The organism is Pseudomonas sp. GOM6 (assembly GCF_029537485.1).
In the GTDB taxonomy this organism is placed as follows: domain Bacteria; phylum Pseudomonadota; class Gammaproteobacteria; order Pseudomonadales; family Pseudomonadaceae; genus Aquipseudomonas.
The window spans coordinates 89,147-105,653 of sequence record NZ_JARPUS010000003.1 but is presented as its reverse complement, the minus strand read 5'-3'; the positions used below and the strand labels follow the sequence as shown (position 1 = coordinate 105,653).

Genomic DNA, 16,507 nt, shown 5'->3' with positions numbered 1-16,507 from the left:
GTCGGCATATGAGAAAGCCCGCCGAATGGCGGGCTTTTTCGTTGCTACGGACTTATCGGCGGTAGATGTCCAGCAGTACCTGATCGAGGATCGCCGAGGCGCCCCAAGGCCGCTGGTCGTTGAGGATGGCCACCACCACCCAGTTCTTGCCTTTGGCCGTGCGGGTAAAACCCGCGATGGCGCGCACATTGTTCAAGGTGCCGGTCTTGATATGACCTTGTCCCTGCATGCCGGTGTTTTTCAGGCGCTTGCGCATGGTGCCGTCCATGCCCACCAGCGGCATCGAGGCGATGAACTCGGCGGCGTATGGGCTATGCCAGGCGGCTTGCAGCATGCCGGCCATCTCGCGGGCGCTGATGCGTTCCGCGCGGGAGAGTCCCGAGCCGTTCTCGATCACCAGGCGTGGTGCGGTGATGCCTTTTTTCGCCAGCCAGCCGCGGATGACGCGTTGCGCGGCCTTGGCATCGTCGCCATCGGCGCTGGTGCGGAAGCGCTGCCCTAGACTGAGGAACAGCTGTCTGGCCATGGTGTTGTTGCTGTACTTGTTGATGTCGCGGATGACCTCGGTGAGGTCCGGCGAGAAGGTACGCGCCAGCAGCTTGGCATTCTTCGGCACATCGCCCAGGCGATCCTTGCCGAGGATGCTGCCGCCCAGCTCCTGCCAGATGGCGCGTACGGCGCCGGCGGCGTAGCCCGGGTGGTCCAGCAGGGCCAGGTAGCTCTGGGCGCTGCAGCCTTCGGCCAGCTTGCCGGTGACCACCAGGGTGGTGCCATCGAACTGGGTCACCGGGTTGTAGCGTACATCCGGCCAAGCCGGGCATTTGGCGGCGGGGAGCGCCTTGACCTGATTGTCGATGCGGACGTTGGTCAGTGGCGGCTCCATCACCACACTGACCTTGCCGCCGGCGGTGCGACTGATCATGCGAACTGATTTGAGGTTGACCAGCAGCGAATCGGGGCCGACCAGGAAGGGTTTGTTGGGGTCGCCGCCGTCATCGTTGAATACGGGCAGCTGCGGCAGATTGAAGTGGCTGCGATCCAGCACCAGATCGCCGGTGATGCGCTGTACGCCATTGGTGCGCAGATCGCGCATCATCAGCCAGAGTCTCTCCATGTTGAGCTTGGGGTCACCGCCGCCCTTGAGGTAGAGGTTGCCGTTAAGTACGCCATCCTGCAGCGGGCCATCACCGTAGAACTCGGTTTGCCACTGATGGGTAGGGCCGAGCAACTCAAGCGCGGCGTAGGTATTGACCAGCTTCATGGTCGAGGCCGGGTTCATCGAGACATCGGCGTTGTAGATGATGCCGGTACTGCTGCTATCCAATGGCAGGGCGACAAGTGACAGGCTATTGGGCGAGATCTTGTTGGCCTTTAGGGCTTGCGCAACCTTGTTCGGCAGTACGCTGCTGGTTTGAGCAGCCTGAATGGGCAGCGACAAAGGCAGAAGAAGAGAGGCGAGCAGTAAATTTCGTAGCGAATGGATCATTGGCAGGGCCCAGGTTGGAGAGGGGGCAAAAACTGCCGCGCATTATGCCCGAGGCGTTTATGGCTGGCGCCTGGGCTGCACGAGCATTTTTTCTGAACGGACGGGCAAGTGGGGCGGCAATTTGCTAGAGTGCCGTCCGTGCAAATCATTGAGTATCTAGGAGCATCTATGGCCACTAACCGTTCCCGTCGTCTGCGCAAGAAACTTTGCGTCGATGAATTCCAGGAGCTGGGCTGCGAACTGACCATGAACTTTCGCGAGAGCCTGACCGAGGCTGAGGCGGATCAGTTCGTCGACCAGTTTCTGGTCGAGGCCATCGACGGCAACGGCCTGGGCTATGTCGGCGGCGAGGACTATGGTTTCGTTTGCCTGTCCAAGCGCGGCTCGGTCACCGAAGAGCAGCGCAGCCAGCTGGAAGCCTGGCTCAAGGGGCGCAACGAGCTGGTCGACTTCACTCTGAGCCCGCTGCTCGATGTGTGGTATCCGGAGAACCCGGTCAACAAGGCCTAACCGCTGCGTTGCGATAGAAGAGCCCGGCTTGATGCCGGGCTTTTTTGTGCCTGGCATCAGGCCAGGCCTGCTTTATTCAGGATGGCATCGGTGTCTACTGCATCATTCTGGTCGGGGCGCAGGTAACGTTCGGCATAGGCCTGAGGGATACCGCTGCGCACAAACAGACCAAACAGATCGGGGTCGACATGGGCGCCCCGGCACATGCCGACCATGATGTTGAGTGACTCGGTAAGCGTCTTGCCCTTCTTGTAGGGGCGATCCACTGCAGTCAGGGCCTCGAAAATGTCTGCAATCGCCATCATCCGTGCCGGCAGGCTCATTTCATCGCGCTTGAGGCGTTTCGGGTAGCCGCTGCCATCCATCTTCTCGTGGTGCCCACCGGCGATCTCGGCCACATTGGCCAGGTGTTTGGGGAAGGGCAGGTGCTCGAGCATGAGAATGGTCTGCACGATGTGGTTGTTGATGATGTAGCGTTCTTCGGCAGTCAGGGTGCCGCGGACTATCCCCAGGTTGTATAGCTCGCCACGATTATGTTTGTAATGCGGTACGTCGAGGCGGAAGCCCCAGGGGTTGTCCGCGGCGATGAGCTCGCTGCTCGGGCGCTCGATCAGGTGCTCGGGCTTGTCAGCAAGCAGGGGTTCCTGCACCGGCAGTTCGGTGGCCGGGCTACGCGACTGGCGCTGGTTTTCCTCCCAGGAAACGCCCAGTCTGTCGTCCAGTGTGCGCGTCCAGCGGCGCTCGGCGATGGTTTTCAGGCGCTCCTGGTCAGCATCGGCCATGGCTTCGCCACCGAGGTTGCAACGGGCGACAAAGGCGAACTCTTCGTCCAGGGTGCTCAGCGTCTCGTCGCGCAGCCGGCTCAGAACGGCTTCGTCGCCACCGCTGGCCAATGCTTGCCAGTAGGCGACCCAGGCGTCGCGCTTGAGCACCTCGAAACGCATGCGCACTTCGTGGATACGGTCGTAGAGGGTTTCCAGCTTGGTCGCCTTGTCCACCACATATTCTGGCGTGGTGACTTTGCCGCAATCGTGAAGCCAGGCGGCGATGTGCAGGGCCTCCCAGTCTTCTTCACCGGGCTGGTAGTCGCGGAAAGGCTCCTCGTGGCTGCCGGCTGCGGCTTTGGCCAGCATCACAGTCAGTTCCGGTACCCGCTGACAATGGCCGCCGGTGTAGGGGCTTTTGGCGTCGATGGCGCCCGCGATTAGTTGAATAAAGGCGTCCAGTAGTTTCTTTTGTTGCTCCAGCAGTCGCTGGCTCTCGATACACAGGGCGGCGACCCCGGACACGGCCTCGACATAGGCGATGCGCTGCGGGCCGATCATGGCCAGGTCGGCCTCCTCGCCGTTGTCTCGGTGCAGCAGGAGCAACACGCCTAGCGTTTCGCCCTGGCGATTGTGCAGGCCGGTGCTCAGCAGGTGCGCACGCGGGCTGTCGAGGGTGTGCAGCAGGCTTTGCAGCCCTTCGGCCTGATCAAAGCCGATGGCGGTCACAACGCTGCTGCCGCCTTCTGCCGGCTGGCGTATCCACTCGGGTATCTCGGATTGACCGGGGATGTAGGTGGGGATGCGGTGTTCTTCCAGGCTGTGCTGCTGGTCGTTGATGAACAGCCCGTGGGGCTCCAGGCGCCCGTTGTCGGCGTCACGCAGGTAGAGCAGGCCGCAGCTGGCCTCGCTGAGTTCAACGGTTTCCCGCAGTACCCGGCGCAGCAGGGCGTCAAAGCGGGTTTCGGCTGACAGGCTGGCGGTGATGTCGAGGAATCCGGACAGGGTGTCCTTCATCTTGGCCATGGCCACCGCCAACTGATCGACTTCCAATACCGGGGAGCGGCCACTGGCCGGATGGTTGAAGTTGAAGCTGCGGATGGCTTCGGCCTCATCCACCAGAGCGCGCAGTGGCTTGACCAGTACACGAGACATCAGCCAGCCGAGCGGGACGCACAGCAGCAGGATAGCGATGGTGAGTACGGCGCCCTGCCAGCGGATCCGGTAGGCGTCGGCGAGCAACTCTTCTTCTGGTGCCAGCAGGGCTAGGCGCAAGCCGTTGGGGCCGCCTTCCTCGAGTTGGCTGTAGGACACCTGCCAGCGCTTGCCTGCCAGCTCCATGGCGCTCTGGCGATCCTTGTCCAGGCCGCGCTGGAATAGCTCACCCAACGCTGGGCTGAGTTGGGCCACCTGGGCCAGCTGCGTTTCGCCATTGCGTATCAGCAAGCGGGCCACATCTGGGTAGGCGACGGCGGAGCCATCGGGCCGGTACAGCACCACTTCGGTCGATGGCGTGACCCGGTGACGTGCCAGCGTGGCTGAGAGGTCGGCGAGCGTCAGGTCGGCTGCGAGCACGGTCTGGTCATGGCTGATACGGGCCAGCGTCGTGCCGACATCGCCAGTGGAAAAGAACACGTAAGGTTCGGTGGTGATCTGCTCGCCGTTTTCGAGGGCGCTCTTGTACCAGGGGCGGCTGCGGGGGTCGTAGGTTTCCTTGAGGTTCTGCCGGCGGCTGATCAGGTTCAGCTCGGCATCGAAATATTGCGATTCGGAAACGGGCCGGGCACTGCCGTTGCGGTCGATGGTCCAGACCTGGAAGGCGGCGTTGGCGGGAGCATTGAATCGCTCCTTGAGTGCAGCGTTACGCAGCGGTCGCACCATGAAGAAATCGCCATCGCCATAACCGAGATACAGCGAGGCAAGCTTGGGATTGTCGCGCAGGGCCTAGGCCAGTGATGGCATGAGGTCCATGCGCTGATAGCGATCGGCGGCCTGATTCTTTTCCTGCAGGGTGAGCAGGCTGAGCAGATGGCGAATGGGTTGGTAGGTGTGGCGCAGGTCGGCGTCCACCTCCTCGCGTATTTGCGTAAACAGCTGTTTGCTGCTGGACAGGATGACCTGGGTGGTCTGGTGATAGTTGAACAGGCCGAGCAGTGCGCCACTGCCGAGCAGAAGCAGGGTGAACAGTACGCTGATGTGGACGTGGAGCGGAAAGCGACGTTCCTTGCCTAGCGCTTTACCCTGCATGAGCTCGCTCCGTTGACAGGCGTAATGGGATAGAGCCAAAGCATAGTGAAGCGCTGACAACATCGCCGCCTGTCGGCGGGACTATTTTTCCTGTTTTGCCTGGCCAAATCGCCGTGCCAGAGCATGTATCAGCATGGCCACCAACATCGCCAGCACCACGCCGACCAGGCTGTTGAGCAGGCGCTGTTGGGGATCCTGCCAGTCCTGCGCCAGGCATTCGCTCAGCAGCATGAAACTGACGATCACCTGCAAGACGTACAGGCCATAGCGATGGGCCTGCAGTGCTCGGCCCAGCACAATCACGGGCAAGGTAATGGCCACCATGGCGGCCGGGCTTTGCAAACTGTAGCCGAGCCCCAGCAGCAGTACGGCGCTGGCCAGGCTCACCATGCACAGTTGCAGGGCCCTGGCTAGATTGCTGCGGGCTCTCAGCTGCAGGGTGCCGAGCAGAGCCAGGGTGAGCCAGTGGCCTCGTGGCAGGTCGGCTAGCTCGACTATCAGCCCGGCACTGCCCAGGGCGAGGGCGCAGCCTAGTGCGTGCAGACGCCAGCGGCGCTCCGGCAGGCGCTTGGCCTGGCGGCGCAGCACGCGCAATACGGCCATCAGGCGGGGCATGTGCGGCCAGGTGCGCAAACCATGCAGGCCGCGCAGGCCGAAAGCGAGGAGGGCAACCCACAGACCGCCGAGAATGAACAGTGCTGCGACCGCGTCGGCATTGTGCAACCCTCCGACCTCAGTATGCCCTTGCCCCAGGCACAGGCAGATCGCCAGGTTCATACCCAGCTTGCCGGCCTCTTTGCCGAAGCGCTGCAACCAGGCGAGCAGTAGACCGAAGGCGCCGAACAGCAGCATGCTGGCCCAGGCGTGCCCCGTCGCCCAGAAGCCCAGGCCGGCGCTGCAGGCGCCGAGCAGGGTGAGCATTAACAGTCGCAGCATGCCATAGCGATGCAGCGGGCTGACCTGGGAGGCTTGAAAGGCACCGGCCGAGGCCCAGAGAAAACCCGGATGGCCGCTGAGCAGGCCAAGCAGCAGGGGCAGGGCACACCCCAGGCCGGCAATCACGGCCACACCCAGTTCGGGGGGGCCGGCGTGCCAGCCGATCCATCTGCGTCTGCGAGTCATGGGCCTACACCGGGCTGGAGCGCCCGGTCATCTCCCGGGCCATTTCGGTCGCGTAGCTGTCCGTCATCCCGGCGATGAAGTCGATCATGCGCAGGAACGACATATACAGGGACCAGTCCGGTGCCGGAGCGTAATGGGCAAGCAGGTCGAGGATACGCCGGTTCTTGAACGACAGCTCGCGCCCGGAGTGCTGCTCCAGGGCCGCGCCGCAGAAGGCATTGAGCAGGATCTCCAGGGTGGTGTAGGCGCCGATTTCATGCAGGGTCTTGCGCTTGTCCTGAAAGATGCGTTCGCGTGCCACGGCCTTGGCCCGCAGCACGCAGCGCTTGGCAGGGCCATGCATATGCTCGACCAGGTCACCCTCGAGGGTGCCGAGCAGCAGGGCTGGCTGTTGTTCGACGAAGGCACGGGCGGCGGCGTTGGTCAGGTGTTCGATCGCCTTGCCACGCAGGATCGCCAGCTTGCGCCGGCGCGAATCATGGGGGCCGAGCTGGCGGTAGGTTTCCGGCAGGTCGTCACCGACCAGGTCGAACAGCAAGGCTTCAACCTCGGCATAGTCGAGCAACTCCATTTCCACCCCGTCTTCCAGGTCGATCAGGGCGTAGCAGATGTCGTCGGCTGCCTCCATCAGGAAGACCAGCGGATGGCGTGCCCAGCGCTGTTCGTCCAGCCGTGGCAGGCCCAGCTTGGTGGCAATCTGCTCCAGGCGCGGCAGTTCGTTCTGGTAGCAGCCGAACTTGTGCTTCTTGTAGCCCAGCGCCTCGGCGTGGCGTGCTGTCCACGGGTATTTCAGGTAGGTGCCGAGGGTGGCGTAGGTCAGGCGCATGCCGCCGTCGAACTGGTGGTATTCCAGCTGGGTGAGTACGCGAAAGCCCTGGGCGTTGCCCTCGAAACTGAGGAAGTCGGCGCGTTCGGCATCGCTCATGTCGTCCAGCCAGCCGCGCCCGGCGGCCTGGCGGAACCAGTGGCGGATGGCGTCTTCGCCGGAGTGACCGAACGGCGGGTTGCCGATGTCGTGAGCCAGGCAGGCGGACTGCACGATTACACCCAGGTCGCTCGGTGTACACCAGTTCGGCAGTTCGTCACGCAGCATCTCGCCGACGCGCATGCCCAGGGAGCGGCCGACGCAGCCGACTTCGAGGGAGTGGGTCAGGCGAGTGTGAATGTGGTCGTTGCTGGACACCGGGTGCACCTGGGTTTTGCGCCCCAGGCGGCGGAAGGCGCCGGAGAAGATGATGCGGTCGTGGTCTTTGTGGAACGGACTGCGGCCCAGCTCGTCGGAGCTATGTACGGGTTTGCCGAGGCGTTCGCGGGTGAGCAGGGTTTGCCAATCCAAGGGCTGTCCTCGCCTGTGGGTGTGCCCGGCTCCTCCGGGCGATGTGTTCTTAGCTTCGGTGTTTGCGCGGATGCCTGCAAGTATCGGTGCATCGGGTCTGCTGCGGCGACGAGCGGTTACTGGTGCCCGTGGGCACGGTGCTATCGTCGCCCCATCGTGTCTTGATCTATAGCCATAACAACAAGAGTAGTAAGCACGTGATTTCCGAAGCTGCCTCATCCAGGGACTCGCAGCAGCAATTGCGCATTCGCCGCTTCATGATGAGTGTGGCGATGTACTTTCTGGCCAGCGTTCCCCAGCTCGTCTCTGTCTACAACGGTATTTCCCCGGCCTGGGTGACTCAGGTTTGGGTGCTGGTGGCCGTGATCACCAATCTGCTGTTTTACCTGCTGCTGCGCTACGACCTCAACCTGCGCTTGCGCGACCCGAGCATGACCATGGCGCAGATGGTCGCCGCCATCGTGATGGTGATGGGGACTCAGATCTATGCTGGCGAGGCACGCGGAGCCTACCTGGTGGTGTTGCTGATCATCAGCATGTTCGGTTGCTTCAAGCTCAATACCCGTGAGTTGCTGTGGTTGAGCCTGGGCACCATAGTCGCTTACGCCCTGACTCTGCCGCTGATCCAGCGTATCGAAGGCGAGCGTTTCAACCTGGCGGTGGAGATGGTGTTGTGGTGCAGTTTCTCGGTGTTCCTGCCGTTCATTTCCATTCTCGGCGGTAGCATCAGTGCTCTGCGCAAGAAGCTGATGGCCAGCAACGCCCAGCTGCAGGTGGTATTGAACCAGGTCACCGAGCTGGCTACCCACGATGAGCTGACCGGGGCCTATAACCGCCGCTATCTATTGGAGATGCTCGGTCACGAGAAGAACCGAACCGATCGTGGTGGCGCCGGTTTTTGCGTGTGCATCCTTGATCTCGACCACTTCAAGCACATCAATGACAACTATGGCCACCCGGCGGGGGATGAGGTGCTAAAAACCTTTGCTGACGTGGTGCAGCCCTTGCTGCGCAGTACCGACTTCTTCGCCCGCTACGGTGGTGAGGAGTTTCTTCTGTTCCTGCCCCAGACCTCGCTGGACATGGCCCAGCACTGCATCGTGCGCATTCAAGAGGCGTTGGCGCAGGCGAGCTATCCCGGTTTACCCGAGGGGCTGCGGGTGACCGCTTCCATCGGGGTGGCGCAGTATTTCCTGCAGGAAAGCGTTGCGGCCTTGATCAAGCGCGCTGACAAGGCGCTCTATCGCGCCAAGCAGAACGGACGAAACCGCATGGAAGTAGCGCCTCTCCATCAGCCGATCATCCTGACCTAAAAGGCGCTTGCGTCGATATCGAGCAGCAGCAGGCTGCGGCCGTTGTCGATGAACTGGCCGGCGGTCAGGCAGTACTGGTTGCTGGTAGCGTCGCGGTAGGTGCTCGACAGGGTCAGTCGGCGTTCTTCCCAGCCCTCCGCCAATAGCTGATAGAAGTAAGGGCGCCAAGACCAGTTATGGCCCAGGTAGCGAGAATCCTCGTACCAGCGCTTGCCATCCCACTGCAGGTTCGGACTGAGCTGGGTGCCGTGGCGATCGCACTGATAAATGCGCAGGAGCCAGGGGTAGGCGGCGGGGTTGAGCAGCGAATCCAACTTGTCGCCACGTTCTACCCAGTGGCGCACCAGCCCCATCAGTTCTGTCAGTTGCTGGCGCAGGGTCATCAGGTGTGCCCGTTCTGCCAGTTTGCTCTTTACATACTGGTCGCGCAGGTGAGCGAAGCGGGAAACAAAGGTGTCACTGGTGAAAAACGCCTGTTCGGCCTGGGCGAAGAGATAGCCCTGCACATAGCGGGCGCCGCACTCCAGGGCGAAATGCAATTCGGCTTCGGTTTCGACCCCTTCGGCGATGATCCAGCAGCCGGTCTTCTCGGCCATCAGGGCCAGGGCCTTGACCACTTCGCCACTGGGACCGCCGCGGGCGGCTTCCTGGAACAGGCGCATGTCCAGCTTGAGAATGTCCGGCTGCAAGGCCAGCACGCGGTCCAGTTGTGAGTAGCCGGCACCAAAGTCATCGATGGCGATGCGTGCACCGGCTTCACGGTAGCGGCTGACCACTTCACTGAGCTTCTGATTGCCACCGCCCAGCTCGGTGATTTCGAACACGACCCGCCGCGGGTCTATCCGATGCTTCTCCAGTTGCTTGAGACTGGGCAGTGGCTGGTTGGGACGCAGGCGACTGATCCAGCGGGGCGAGATGTTGAGGCTGAGAAACCAGTCCTGCGGTGCGCCGTGCAATCGTGCCAGGGCATCTTCACGGATTTGCCGGTCCAGCCTGCGCAGGCTGGCCGGTGAGACCTTGGGGTCGCAGAACAACGGACCGACCGAATGCAGCGAGCCATCGGCCTGACGCAGACGACCAAGCGCTTCGATGCCGGCGATACGGCCTGTGGCGGTGTCGATAAAGGGCTGGAAGACTGCTAGCGGCTGCCCGTCGATCACGAACCGGTTCCTTGAGCTGATGGAAAACTTGACCGCTGGGGTAGCGGCCACGGAGCCATCACGTCTGCAAGAATGCGGCCATTTTTCTCAGCGCTCTTGCTGTTCCTCGCGGCCCAGTACTTTGCCCCCGGCGCGCAGTAGCGGGTAGAGCACGATCGCTCCACGTGCCAGTTTGCCAAAGGTGCCCAGGCGACTGGCAAACAGGCTCAGAAACACGCCGGCCGTCAGCAGTATCGGTTTCTCCAATGCGGCTGGGTTGCCAATCCTCAGTTGGCGCAGGTGCTGCAGCGGGTGCGTCAACGGTTGGGCATGGTGGCGCAGGTGCTGGCGATGCATCTCAAGGCGCAAACGCACCAGTTCCTTGCGCAGATCGCGCTGTGTCGGGGGGGTCATGGCAGTAAGCGCTCCTTGTCGCGGGCAAGCTCTTCGAGGGTTGCCTGGAAGGGCGATTGACCGGCACGGGCCAGACTCTTGGCCTTGCCAACGCACAGCGCCAGAGCCACCAGGAACAACAGGCTCAGACCTATTGCAGCATGCAGCCGGTAGTCGTCCCAGAAGGCAATCAACACCACGGCGGAAAGGCCAAGCAGCACCAGCAATCCGAAAATCAGGCTGAGCCCGGAAAAGAGCAGCAAGCGAAAGGAACGAGACTTCTCTTCCTGCAGTTCGATGGCGATCAGTTCCAGATGGCCCTGAGCAAGACCGAACAGGGCGCCACCGAGCTTTTTCAGCGAGGGCTTGCCTGGCTCGGTGGCGGATTGAGCGTGCTGTTCATCCATGCGCTTGTGCCTATCGACGGCTAGCCAGCAGGCCGAGCAGAAAGCCCACGCCGGCCGCGATACCTATGGTCTGCCAGGGGTGTTGCTGGACGTATTCCTCGGTTTTCTCGACGGCAATCCGACCCTGGGCTTCAAGGCTCTGCTCGGTGTTTTTGAGCATGTCCTTGGCGCGGTCGAGGTTGTCACTGATACGTGCGCGCAGTTCCTGAACCTGGATGCCGGCCACTTCGGAGGTCTGTTTCAGCAGGCTTTCCGTATCGCCGATCAGGGTCTGGAATTCTGCGGAGAGGGCGTTCTGGGCCTCGCGCAGCTGGCGGCGCTGTGCGTCCTTGTCCTGTGCACTGTTGCTTTTGGCAGAGGTGGGCATGGTGCTCTCCTGTGTGCAATGGATTCATCAGGTTCGATGCCGGCCTCGGGCGCAGGGTTCAAGTTTTTTCATGCCCCACAGTGGTACGTCTTTTGCTTTTTGATGGTGCGCCTTGTGTTTTTGGTGGTCGATATTGGGGCTTTCGATGTTATGGCGGTCTACTTCGATCTCTCGTATCCCTCTGAAAATAAAGACTAAAAAATACCTGGATGCTTTTTTGATCCCTTATGCGCTCTTGATTGGGGCATGTCGGCAGTGTTGAGCCGGTCTTGATTGTTCCTGTTTGGTGCGCGGCGAGGTGGTTGTGGGCATTTATGGTGCTCGTCCTGTTGGGGAAATGACTCGATGGAAAATATCAATAGCGCCGTGGAGACCTTGATTCACGGCTCAAACACTCTGTTCATTCTGATGGGCGCCATCATGGTGCTGGCCATGCATGCCGGCTTTGCCTTTCTTGAAGTGGGCACGGTACGACACAAGAATCAGGTCAATGCCCTGTCGAAGATTCTCTCGGACTTTGCCGTTTCGGCGTTGGCCTATTTCTTCGTCGGCTACTGGGTAGCTTACGGCGTGACCTTTTTCGAACCGGCGGCGGTACTGACCGAGGGTAATGGCTATGCGCTGGTCAAGTTCTTTTTCCTGCTGACCTTTGCTGCAGCCATTCCGGCGATCATTTCCGGTGGTATCGCCGAGCGCGCCAAGTTTGGTCCGCAGCTGTGCGCCACGCTGCTGATCGTGGCTTTTGTTTACCCCTTCTTCGAAGGCCTGATCTGGAATGGCAACTTGGGCCTGCAGGCCTGGCTGACCGAGCAGTTCGGTGCGGCCTTCCATGACTTTGCCGGCTCGGTGGTCGTGCATGCGGTAGGCGGCTGGCTGGCCTTCGGGGCTGTGGTGTTGCTGGGCCGCCGTGATGGCCGTTACCGCGACGGCCGCTTGGTGGCTTTCGCGCCTTCCAATATTCCGTTCCTGGCCCTGGGCTCGTGGATCCTGATCATTGGCTGGTTCGGCTTCAACGTGATGAGCGCGCAGACGCTGGGCAGTATCAGCGGACTGGTGGCGGTCAACTCACTGATGGCCATGGTCGGCGGCACTGTCGCCGCGCTGCTGGTCGGCCGTAACGACCCGGGCTTCCTGCACAACGGCCCGTTGGCCGGCCTGGTGGCGGTGTGCGCGGGCTCCGACCTGATGCACCCGCTCGGCGCTCTGGCGACCGGTGCTATCGCCGGCGCCCTGTTCGTCTGGGCCTTCACCGCGACCCAGGTGAAGTGGAAGATCGACGATGTGCTCGGCGTTTGGCCGTTGCACGGTCTGTGTGGGGTGTGGGGCGGTATAGCCTGCGGAATTTTTGGCCTGGAGGCTCTGGGTGGCCTGGGCGGGGTCAGCCTGGTCAGCCAGTTGATCGGTACGGCACTGGGTGTGCTGGTGGCGCTGGCGGGTGGTTTTCTGGTGTATGGCTTGCTGAAGGCCGCAACGGGCATCCGTTTGAGCCAGGAGCAGGAGTACTACGGTGCCGACCTGTCGATTCACAAGATCGGCGCCAACAGTCAGGATTGATCGAGATCCGAGCAAAAAAGAACCCGCCATGTGGCGGGTTCTTTGTTTCATGCGCCTGTGGTTACCACAGCGACAGGGTGTAACTGACGATCAGGCGGTTCTCGTCCAGGTCATTGGTGAAGTTGGTGCGGGTCGTGGCGTTGCGCCACTTCACGCCCAGGTTCTTCAGCGGACCTTCCTGGAAGACGTAGGCGATGTCGGTGTTGCGCTCCCACTCTTTGCCTTCGGGAGCTGCTGCGCCTCTGTCGATGTTGTCGCCGGAGATGTAGCGGGTCATGAAGGTCAGGCCGGGGATGCCGACGGACGCGAAGTTGAAGTCGTAGCGGGCTTGCCAGGACTTCTCATCCTTGTTGGCGAAGTCGCCGATTTGCACGTAGTTGACCAGGAAGGGGTCGGTCCCGCCGATGTAGGCGTAGCCGGTATCGCCATCCATCTGCTGGTAGCCGAGACCGAAGGAGTGGCCGCTCAGGGCGTAGGTGAACATGGCACCGTAGGCCTTGTTGTCGACATTGGTGTCGCCATCGTCGGTGGAGCGGGCGAAGCGCAGATCGGTCTTGAAGCTCTGCTTGTCGGCAATCGGCAGCACATGCACCAGGCTGACGATGTGCTGCTTGTACAGGTCTTCCAGGCCACCGTAGTTGTAACCGGTGGTGAGCTGGTCGTTCCACTTGTAGCTCAGGCCGGCGAAGTTGAATTCGTCGCTGTCGCCATTGGCCAGGGCAAAGCCGCGTGAGCCTGGGGCCGCGGTACCGCCATTGAGCACCATGGTCTGGTTGTTGGAGGAATCGCGGTTATTGACCCGGTTGATCTGGCCGGCATCGAAGGTCAGGCCGGAGATTTCCTGGGAATTCAGCCAGCCACCCTGGAAGGTTTGCGGCAGCAGGCGCGAGTCGTTGGCGGCGATGGCCGGCAGCTTCGGCATCAGGGTGCCGATCTTCAGCGTGCTGTTGGAAATCTTGGCTTTGGCGGTGGCGCCAAACTCGCTGTAGTCATCCGCCGCCTTGCCGCTGTCGCCGACAGGCAGCAAACCTGTGCCGCTACGATCCGGGCTGGAGTCCAGTTTCAGGCCCAGGGTGCCGATAGCATCCACGCCGAAACCGACAGTGCCTTCGGTGTAGCCAGACTCGAAACGCAGCAGAAAGCCTTGGGCCCATTCCTCTGCCTTGCTCTTGGTCGCGGTTTCCTGGCGGAAGTCGCGGTTCATGTAGAAGTTGCGCAGTTCCACGCTGGCTTTGCTGTCTTCGATGAAGGCGGCCTGGCTGAGGGTGGGCAGGGTGAGGCTGGTGCCCAGCGCGGCGAGTGCCACGCCCCGGGCGATAGGGGACTTGCTCATTGTTATAGTTTCCTCGGCTGTTAGTGGCAGACCGATGGGCGGTCTGGTTGCAGCTTTGTGACTAAAACATGGCTCAAGGCCTGGCGCTTCTAGACTTTGGTCTAGACCTTGGCTCATTGCACCCAGTGAGGGTAGTAGCCGATTGCACGCTGTACCGCTTCGTCGTGTGCCGGTATCACACGCAGTTCGGGCTCCTGTTGCATCAATGCATGAACGTTTTCCAGTTGCTGGCGTGTCGCATCGCGGTCGTTGTCGACCATATTGCGGCTGATCCAGAACTTCTCCTTCGGCCCGCTGAAACCTTCCAGGCGCCAGCTCGCATCACCGGTAAAGAAGAAACGCCGCCCATCGTCCAGCGTCAGGAACAGGCCCAGCGAGCCCGGGGTATGGCCGTGCAGCGGTACCAGCACCAGGCTGGCGTCACCGAACAGGTCGAGGCTGCGCGCGAAGCCCATGAAGGGCCCGGCGTCGAAGGTGAAGGGTACCCAGCGGATGGCATGTTTGAACTGGCTGGGCAGTACGGCCGGTGGTGTGGCGATGCGGCTGAACTCGATTTCCTCGTAGGGTGCCCAGACCGGAACATCGGCAAAATCGGCCAAGCCGGAGGCATGATCCCAGTGGCTGTGGCTCAGCAGTATGCGGTCGACGCGGATACCGTCACGGTCGAGCTGGTTGCGTACCGGGGTGACCTTGCCGTAGCGCAGCAGGGGCTTGTCGTACCAGGGCATTTCGGACTCGAACTGCCTATCGACCTGGCGCCCCAAGGAAGTGTCCAGCAGCAGGGTGGCGGCGTGATGCTCAATCAGTATGGCGACATGGTTGGCGATCGCCTTGTCCGTCCACGAGCCGCCTTGCACGGTAAAGGCATCGAGGGTTTCGGTTTCTGCGGTCTTGACCAGGGCGAAGCGCAGTCCGGCGGCCTGAATGCTGGTGCTCAGGAGCAACAGGATGAAGAGAAGTACGCGCATATTCAGCTTCCTTGCACGGGCAGGTAGGGGGAAGGCTCAGCCGGGCCAAAGCTGAGGGGCAGGCGGTTTTTGCGCAAACGCCAGCGCCCTGGCGTCAAGGCGAGCTGGCGTTCGGCGCCCGGCGCGGCAGGTTGCGGGTAGTGCTCGGGCCAGACCAGTTCGGCCTCGGCCTCCAGATGCAGCAGGTCACCGTTGGTGAAGTCGATCCACAGCAACGCGCAGCGTGGCTCCAGCAACAGATTGCCCAGCGTGTTGAACATCAGGTTGCCGCTGTAGTCCGGGAGCCAGAGGCGTCCGTCCGGGCCGAGGCGAAGGAAGCCTGGAGGGCCGCCTCGGTGGGAGATGTCCACGTCTTGCACATGGCGGCTGGCAATAAACAGGGTGTCGCTGGCCAGCACCAGTGTCAGCCAGCGTGTGTCCAGTCCTTCGCCCTGGTACAGCGGACCTGGCTGGCGAGGCAGATGCTGCCAATGGCGCCGCTGGATGTACTTGGGGCAGTTGCCGAACGATTCGCGCACTGCGACGGCAAAACTGTCCTTGTGCAGGGCTGTGATGCGGCCATTCAGGCGGTTGCGGCGCCTGGTCGGCAGTTCGATACCGAGCAGGCCGAGGCTGGCGCCTTCTCGCAGATTGACCGCGAGCGGGTCGTCTGCCTCGGGCTGGGCATTGATGCCTAGGCGTTGAGGGTGTGGGGAGTGCAGGAAGCCGGCCTCGCCCCACAACACTGAGGCGTGGGGCTGACCGTCAGCATCGAGGCTGCCGACCAGTAGCCAGGGCAGGGTGGCGAAGAACTCGCGGTGCTGCTCGGGCATATGGTCACGGATCACCCGCTGGCCTATCGCTTCCAGTTTGTCGCGAACGCCCAGGCGCTGCTGGATCTGCTGTTCGCCGGGATGAAAGGGGCTGGTCACGGTGTTTGCCTCAGAGACCGGGCATGCCGGTATAGCCGGGTAGGGCGCGGATGCGGGCGAACCAGGCGGCGAGGTTGGCGTAGGGCGCCAGGTCGACGTCGCCATCGCCGGCGAGGGCGACATAGGGGTAGACCGCCAGATCGGCGATGGTCGGTGCAGCACCTTCGGCCAGCCAGGCGTGTTGCGCCAGATGGGCGTCGAGCAGCTCCAACACCTGTCTGGCGGCTTCCTGGGCTCGCTGTAGATCACCGGGGAAGCGGAACAGTACGTGCAGGCGCGCCTGCCCAGGACCCTTGGCAGCTTCATTGGCGGCGAAGCTCAACCAGCTGCTGATGCGTGCCTGGCTCAGTGCGTCGCGCGGATACCAGCTGGTGTTGGCATAGCGGCAGGCCAGGTAGACCAGGATCGCCTGGGAGTCGAACAGCGCCTGGCCTTCATCCACCAGTACCGGAACCTGTCCGCGTGGATTAAGGGCGAGGAACTCGGCGCTTTTCTGTGCGCGGCCTTGCAGATCGACCGGCAGCAGCTCCGCTTCGAGTCGCAGCAGGGAGAGGAACAGGCGGATCTTGTAGCAGTTGCCGGAGAGGGTGAAGTCATGAAGTTGCATGGCGCAGGCCTCGCTGGGGGTGGGTAAATGGATATTAGACAGACAGGTCT

Annotated in this window: 14 protein-coding genes and 1 pseudogene; 3 read left to right on the top strand and 12 right to left on the bottom strand. The window is 62.1% G+C overall.

Annotated features, from left to right (window positions below; genetic code table 11):
- Window positions 1–52: 52 nt before the first annotated feature.
- Window positions 53–1,486 carry a D-alanyl-D-alanine carboxypeptidase/D-alanyl-D-alanine-endopeptidase gene (gene dacB, locus P7A97_RS05105; RefSeq protein ID WP_277688867.1) on the bottom strand — a complete coding sequence of 478 codons (1,434 nt, stop codon included), beginning with the start codon at window positions 1,484–1,486 and terminating at the stop codon, window positions 53–55.
- Between the two features lie 168 nt (window positions 1,487–1,654).
- Here dacB and P7A97_RS05100 point away from each other — a divergent pair, with 168 nt between their 5' ends.
- On the top strand, window positions 1,655–1,996 hold the full coding sequence (locus P7A97_RS05100) for a 50S ribosome-binding protein YggL (RefSeq protein ID WP_277688866.1): 342 nt from the start codon (window positions 1,655–1,657) through the stop codon (window positions 1,994–1,996).
- 56 nt (window positions 1,997–2,052) lie between these two features.
- Here the strand turns inward: P7A97_RS05100 and P7A97_RS05095 are convergent.
- The 3 genes and pseudogenes from P7A97_RS05095 to P7A97_RS05085 all read right to left on the bottom strand — a co-directional run bounded on the left by P7A97_RS05095 (window position 2,053) and on the right by P7A97_RS05085 (window position 7,465).
- Window positions 2,053–5,007, bottom strand: a pseudogene (locus tag P7A97_RS05095) (HD domain-containing phosphohydrolase).
- Between the two features lie 81 nt (window positions 5,008–5,088).
- The gene (locus P7A97_RS05090) at window positions 5,089–6,129 is read right to left on the bottom strand and encodes an FUSC family protein (protein ID WP_277688865.1); all 1,041 of its coding nucleotides are present in this window, start codon (window positions 6,127–6,129) and stop codon (window positions 5,089–5,091) included.
- Between the two features lie 4 nt (window positions 6,130–6,133).
- On the bottom strand, window positions 6,134–7,465 hold the full coding sequence (locus P7A97_RS05085; protein ID WP_277688864.1) for a deoxyguanosinetriphosphate triphosphohydrolase: 1,332 nt from the start codon (window positions 7,463–7,465) through the stop codon (window positions 6,134–6,136).
- A gap of 197 nt (window positions 7,466–7,662) precedes the next feature.
- Between P7A97_RS05085 and P7A97_RS05080 the strand changes: the two genes are divergently transcribed.
- Window positions 7,663–8,778 (top strand): GGDEF domain-containing protein, encoded by a 1,116-nt coding sequence (locus tag P7A97_RS05080; RefSeq protein ID WP_277688863.1) that lies wholly within the window; start codon window positions 7,663–7,665, stop codon window positions 8,776–8,778.
- Here the strand turns inward: P7A97_RS05080 and P7A97_RS05075 are convergent.
- From P7A97_RS05075 to P7A97_RS05060, 4 genes are all read right to left on the bottom strand, one after another.
- Complete coding sequence (locus tag P7A97_RS05075) at window positions 8,775–9,938, bottom strand: EAL domain-containing protein (RefSeq protein ID WP_277688862.1); 1,164 nt, start codon at window positions 9,936–9,938, stop codon at window positions 8,775–8,777. The genes P7A97_RS05080 and P7A97_RS05075 overlap by 4 nt on opposite strands.
- An 87-nt stretch (window positions 9,939–10,025) precedes the next feature.
- On the bottom strand, window positions 10,026–10,331 hold the full coding sequence (locus P7A97_RS05070) for a hypothetical protein (RefSeq protein ID WP_277688861.1): 306 nt from the start codon (window positions 10,329–10,331) through the stop codon (window positions 10,026–10,028).
- Window positions 10,328–10,717 (bottom strand): phage holin family protein, encoded by a 390-nt coding sequence (locus P7A97_RS05065; RefSeq protein ID WP_277688860.1) that lies wholly within the window; start codon window positions 10,715–10,717, stop codon window positions 10,328–10,330. The genes P7A97_RS05070 and P7A97_RS05065 overlap by 4 nt, the downstream gene beginning before the upstream one ends.
- Before the next feature lie 10 nt (window positions 10,718–10,727).
- Window positions 10,728–11,084 (bottom strand): DUF883 family protein, encoded by a 357-nt coding sequence (locus P7A97_RS05060; protein ID WP_277688859.1) that lies wholly within the window; start codon window positions 11,082–11,084, stop codon window positions 10,728–10,730.
- Window positions 11,085–11,429: 345 nt separating this feature from the next.
- On the opposite strand from P7A97_RS05060, the gene P7A97_RS05055 reads away from it, so the two are divergent.
- On the top strand, window positions 11,430–12,638 hold the full coding sequence (locus P7A97_RS05055; RefSeq protein ID WP_277688858.1) for an ammonium transporter: 1,209 nt from the start codon (window positions 11,430–11,432) through the stop codon (window positions 12,636–12,638).
- Between the two features lie 61 nt (window positions 12,639–12,699).
- On the opposite strand, the gene P7A97_RS05050 is transcribed toward P7A97_RS05055, so the two are convergent.
- The 4 genes from P7A97_RS05050 to P7A97_RS05035 all read right to left on the bottom strand — a co-directional run bounded on the left by P7A97_RS05050 (window position 12,700) and on the right by P7A97_RS05035 (window position 16,457).
- A complete protein-coding gene (locus P7A97_RS05050) occupies window positions 12,700–13,971 on the bottom strand; it encodes an OprD family porin (RefSeq protein ID WP_277688857.1) in 1,272 nt (423 codons plus the stop codon).
- A gap of 113 nt (window positions 13,972–14,084) precedes the next feature.
- The gene (locus tag P7A97_RS05045) at window positions 14,085–14,939 is read right to left on the bottom strand and encodes an MBL fold metallo-hydrolase (RefSeq protein ID WP_277688856.1); all 855 of its coding nucleotides are present in this window, start codon (window positions 14,937–14,939) and stop codon (window positions 14,085–14,087) included.
- Between the two features lie 2 nt (window positions 14,940–14,941).
- Entirely contained in the window at window positions 14,942–15,850 is a 909-nt protein-coding gene (locus tag P7A97_RS05040; protein ID WP_277688855.1) for a pyridoxamine 5'-phosphate oxidase family protein, read from the bottom strand.
- A gap of 10 nt (window positions 15,851–15,860) precedes the next feature.
- Entirely contained in the window at window positions 15,861–16,457 is a 597-nt protein-coding gene (locus tag P7A97_RS05035) for a glutathione S-transferase family protein (RefSeq protein ID WP_277688854.1), read from the bottom strand.
- Window positions 16,458–16,507 lie beyond the last annotated feature (50 nt).

Bases quoted from the DNA above. Each gene is read 5' to 3' on its own strand.
- P7A97_RS05035 (WP_277688854.1), bottom strand. From the start codon at position 16,457: ATGCAACTTCATGACTTCACCCTCTCCGGCAACTGCTACAAGATCCGC.
- P7A97_RS05065 (WP_277688860.1), bottom strand. From the start codon at position 10,717: ATGGATGAACAGCACGCTCAATCCGCCACCGAGCCAGGCAAGCCCTCG.
- P7A97_RS05045 (WP_277688856.1), bottom strand. From the start codon at position 14,939: ATGCGCGTACTTCTCTTCATCCTGTTGCTCCTGAGCACCAGCATTCAG.
- P7A97_RS05050 (WP_277688857.1), bottom strand. From the start codon at position 13,971: ATGAGCAAGTCCCCTATCGCCCGGGGCGTGGCACTCGCCGCGCTGGGC.
- P7A97_RS05100 (WP_277688866.1), top strand. From the start codon at position 1,655: ATGGCCACTAACCGTTCCCGTCGTCTGCGCAAGAAACTTTGCGTCGAT.
- dacB (WP_277688867.1), bottom strand. From the start codon at position 1,486: ATGATCCATTCGCTACGAAATTTACTGCTCGCCTCTCTTCTTCTGCCT.
- P7A97_RS05060 (WP_277688859.1), bottom strand. From the start codon at position 11,084: ATGCCCACCTCTGCCAAAAGCAACAGTGCACAGGACAAGGACGCACAG.
- P7A97_RS05090 (WP_277688865.1), bottom strand. From the start codon at position 6,129: ATGACTCGCAGACGCAGATGGATCGGCTGGCACGCCGGCCCCCCCGAA.
- P7A97_RS05070 (WP_277688861.1), bottom strand. From the start codon at position 10,331: ATGACCCCCCCGACACAGCGCGATCTGCGCAAGGAACTGGTGCGTTTG.
- P7A97_RS05055 (WP_277688858.1), top strand. From the start codon at position 11,430: ATGGAAAATATCAATAGCGCCGTGGAGACCTTGATTCACGGCTCAAAC.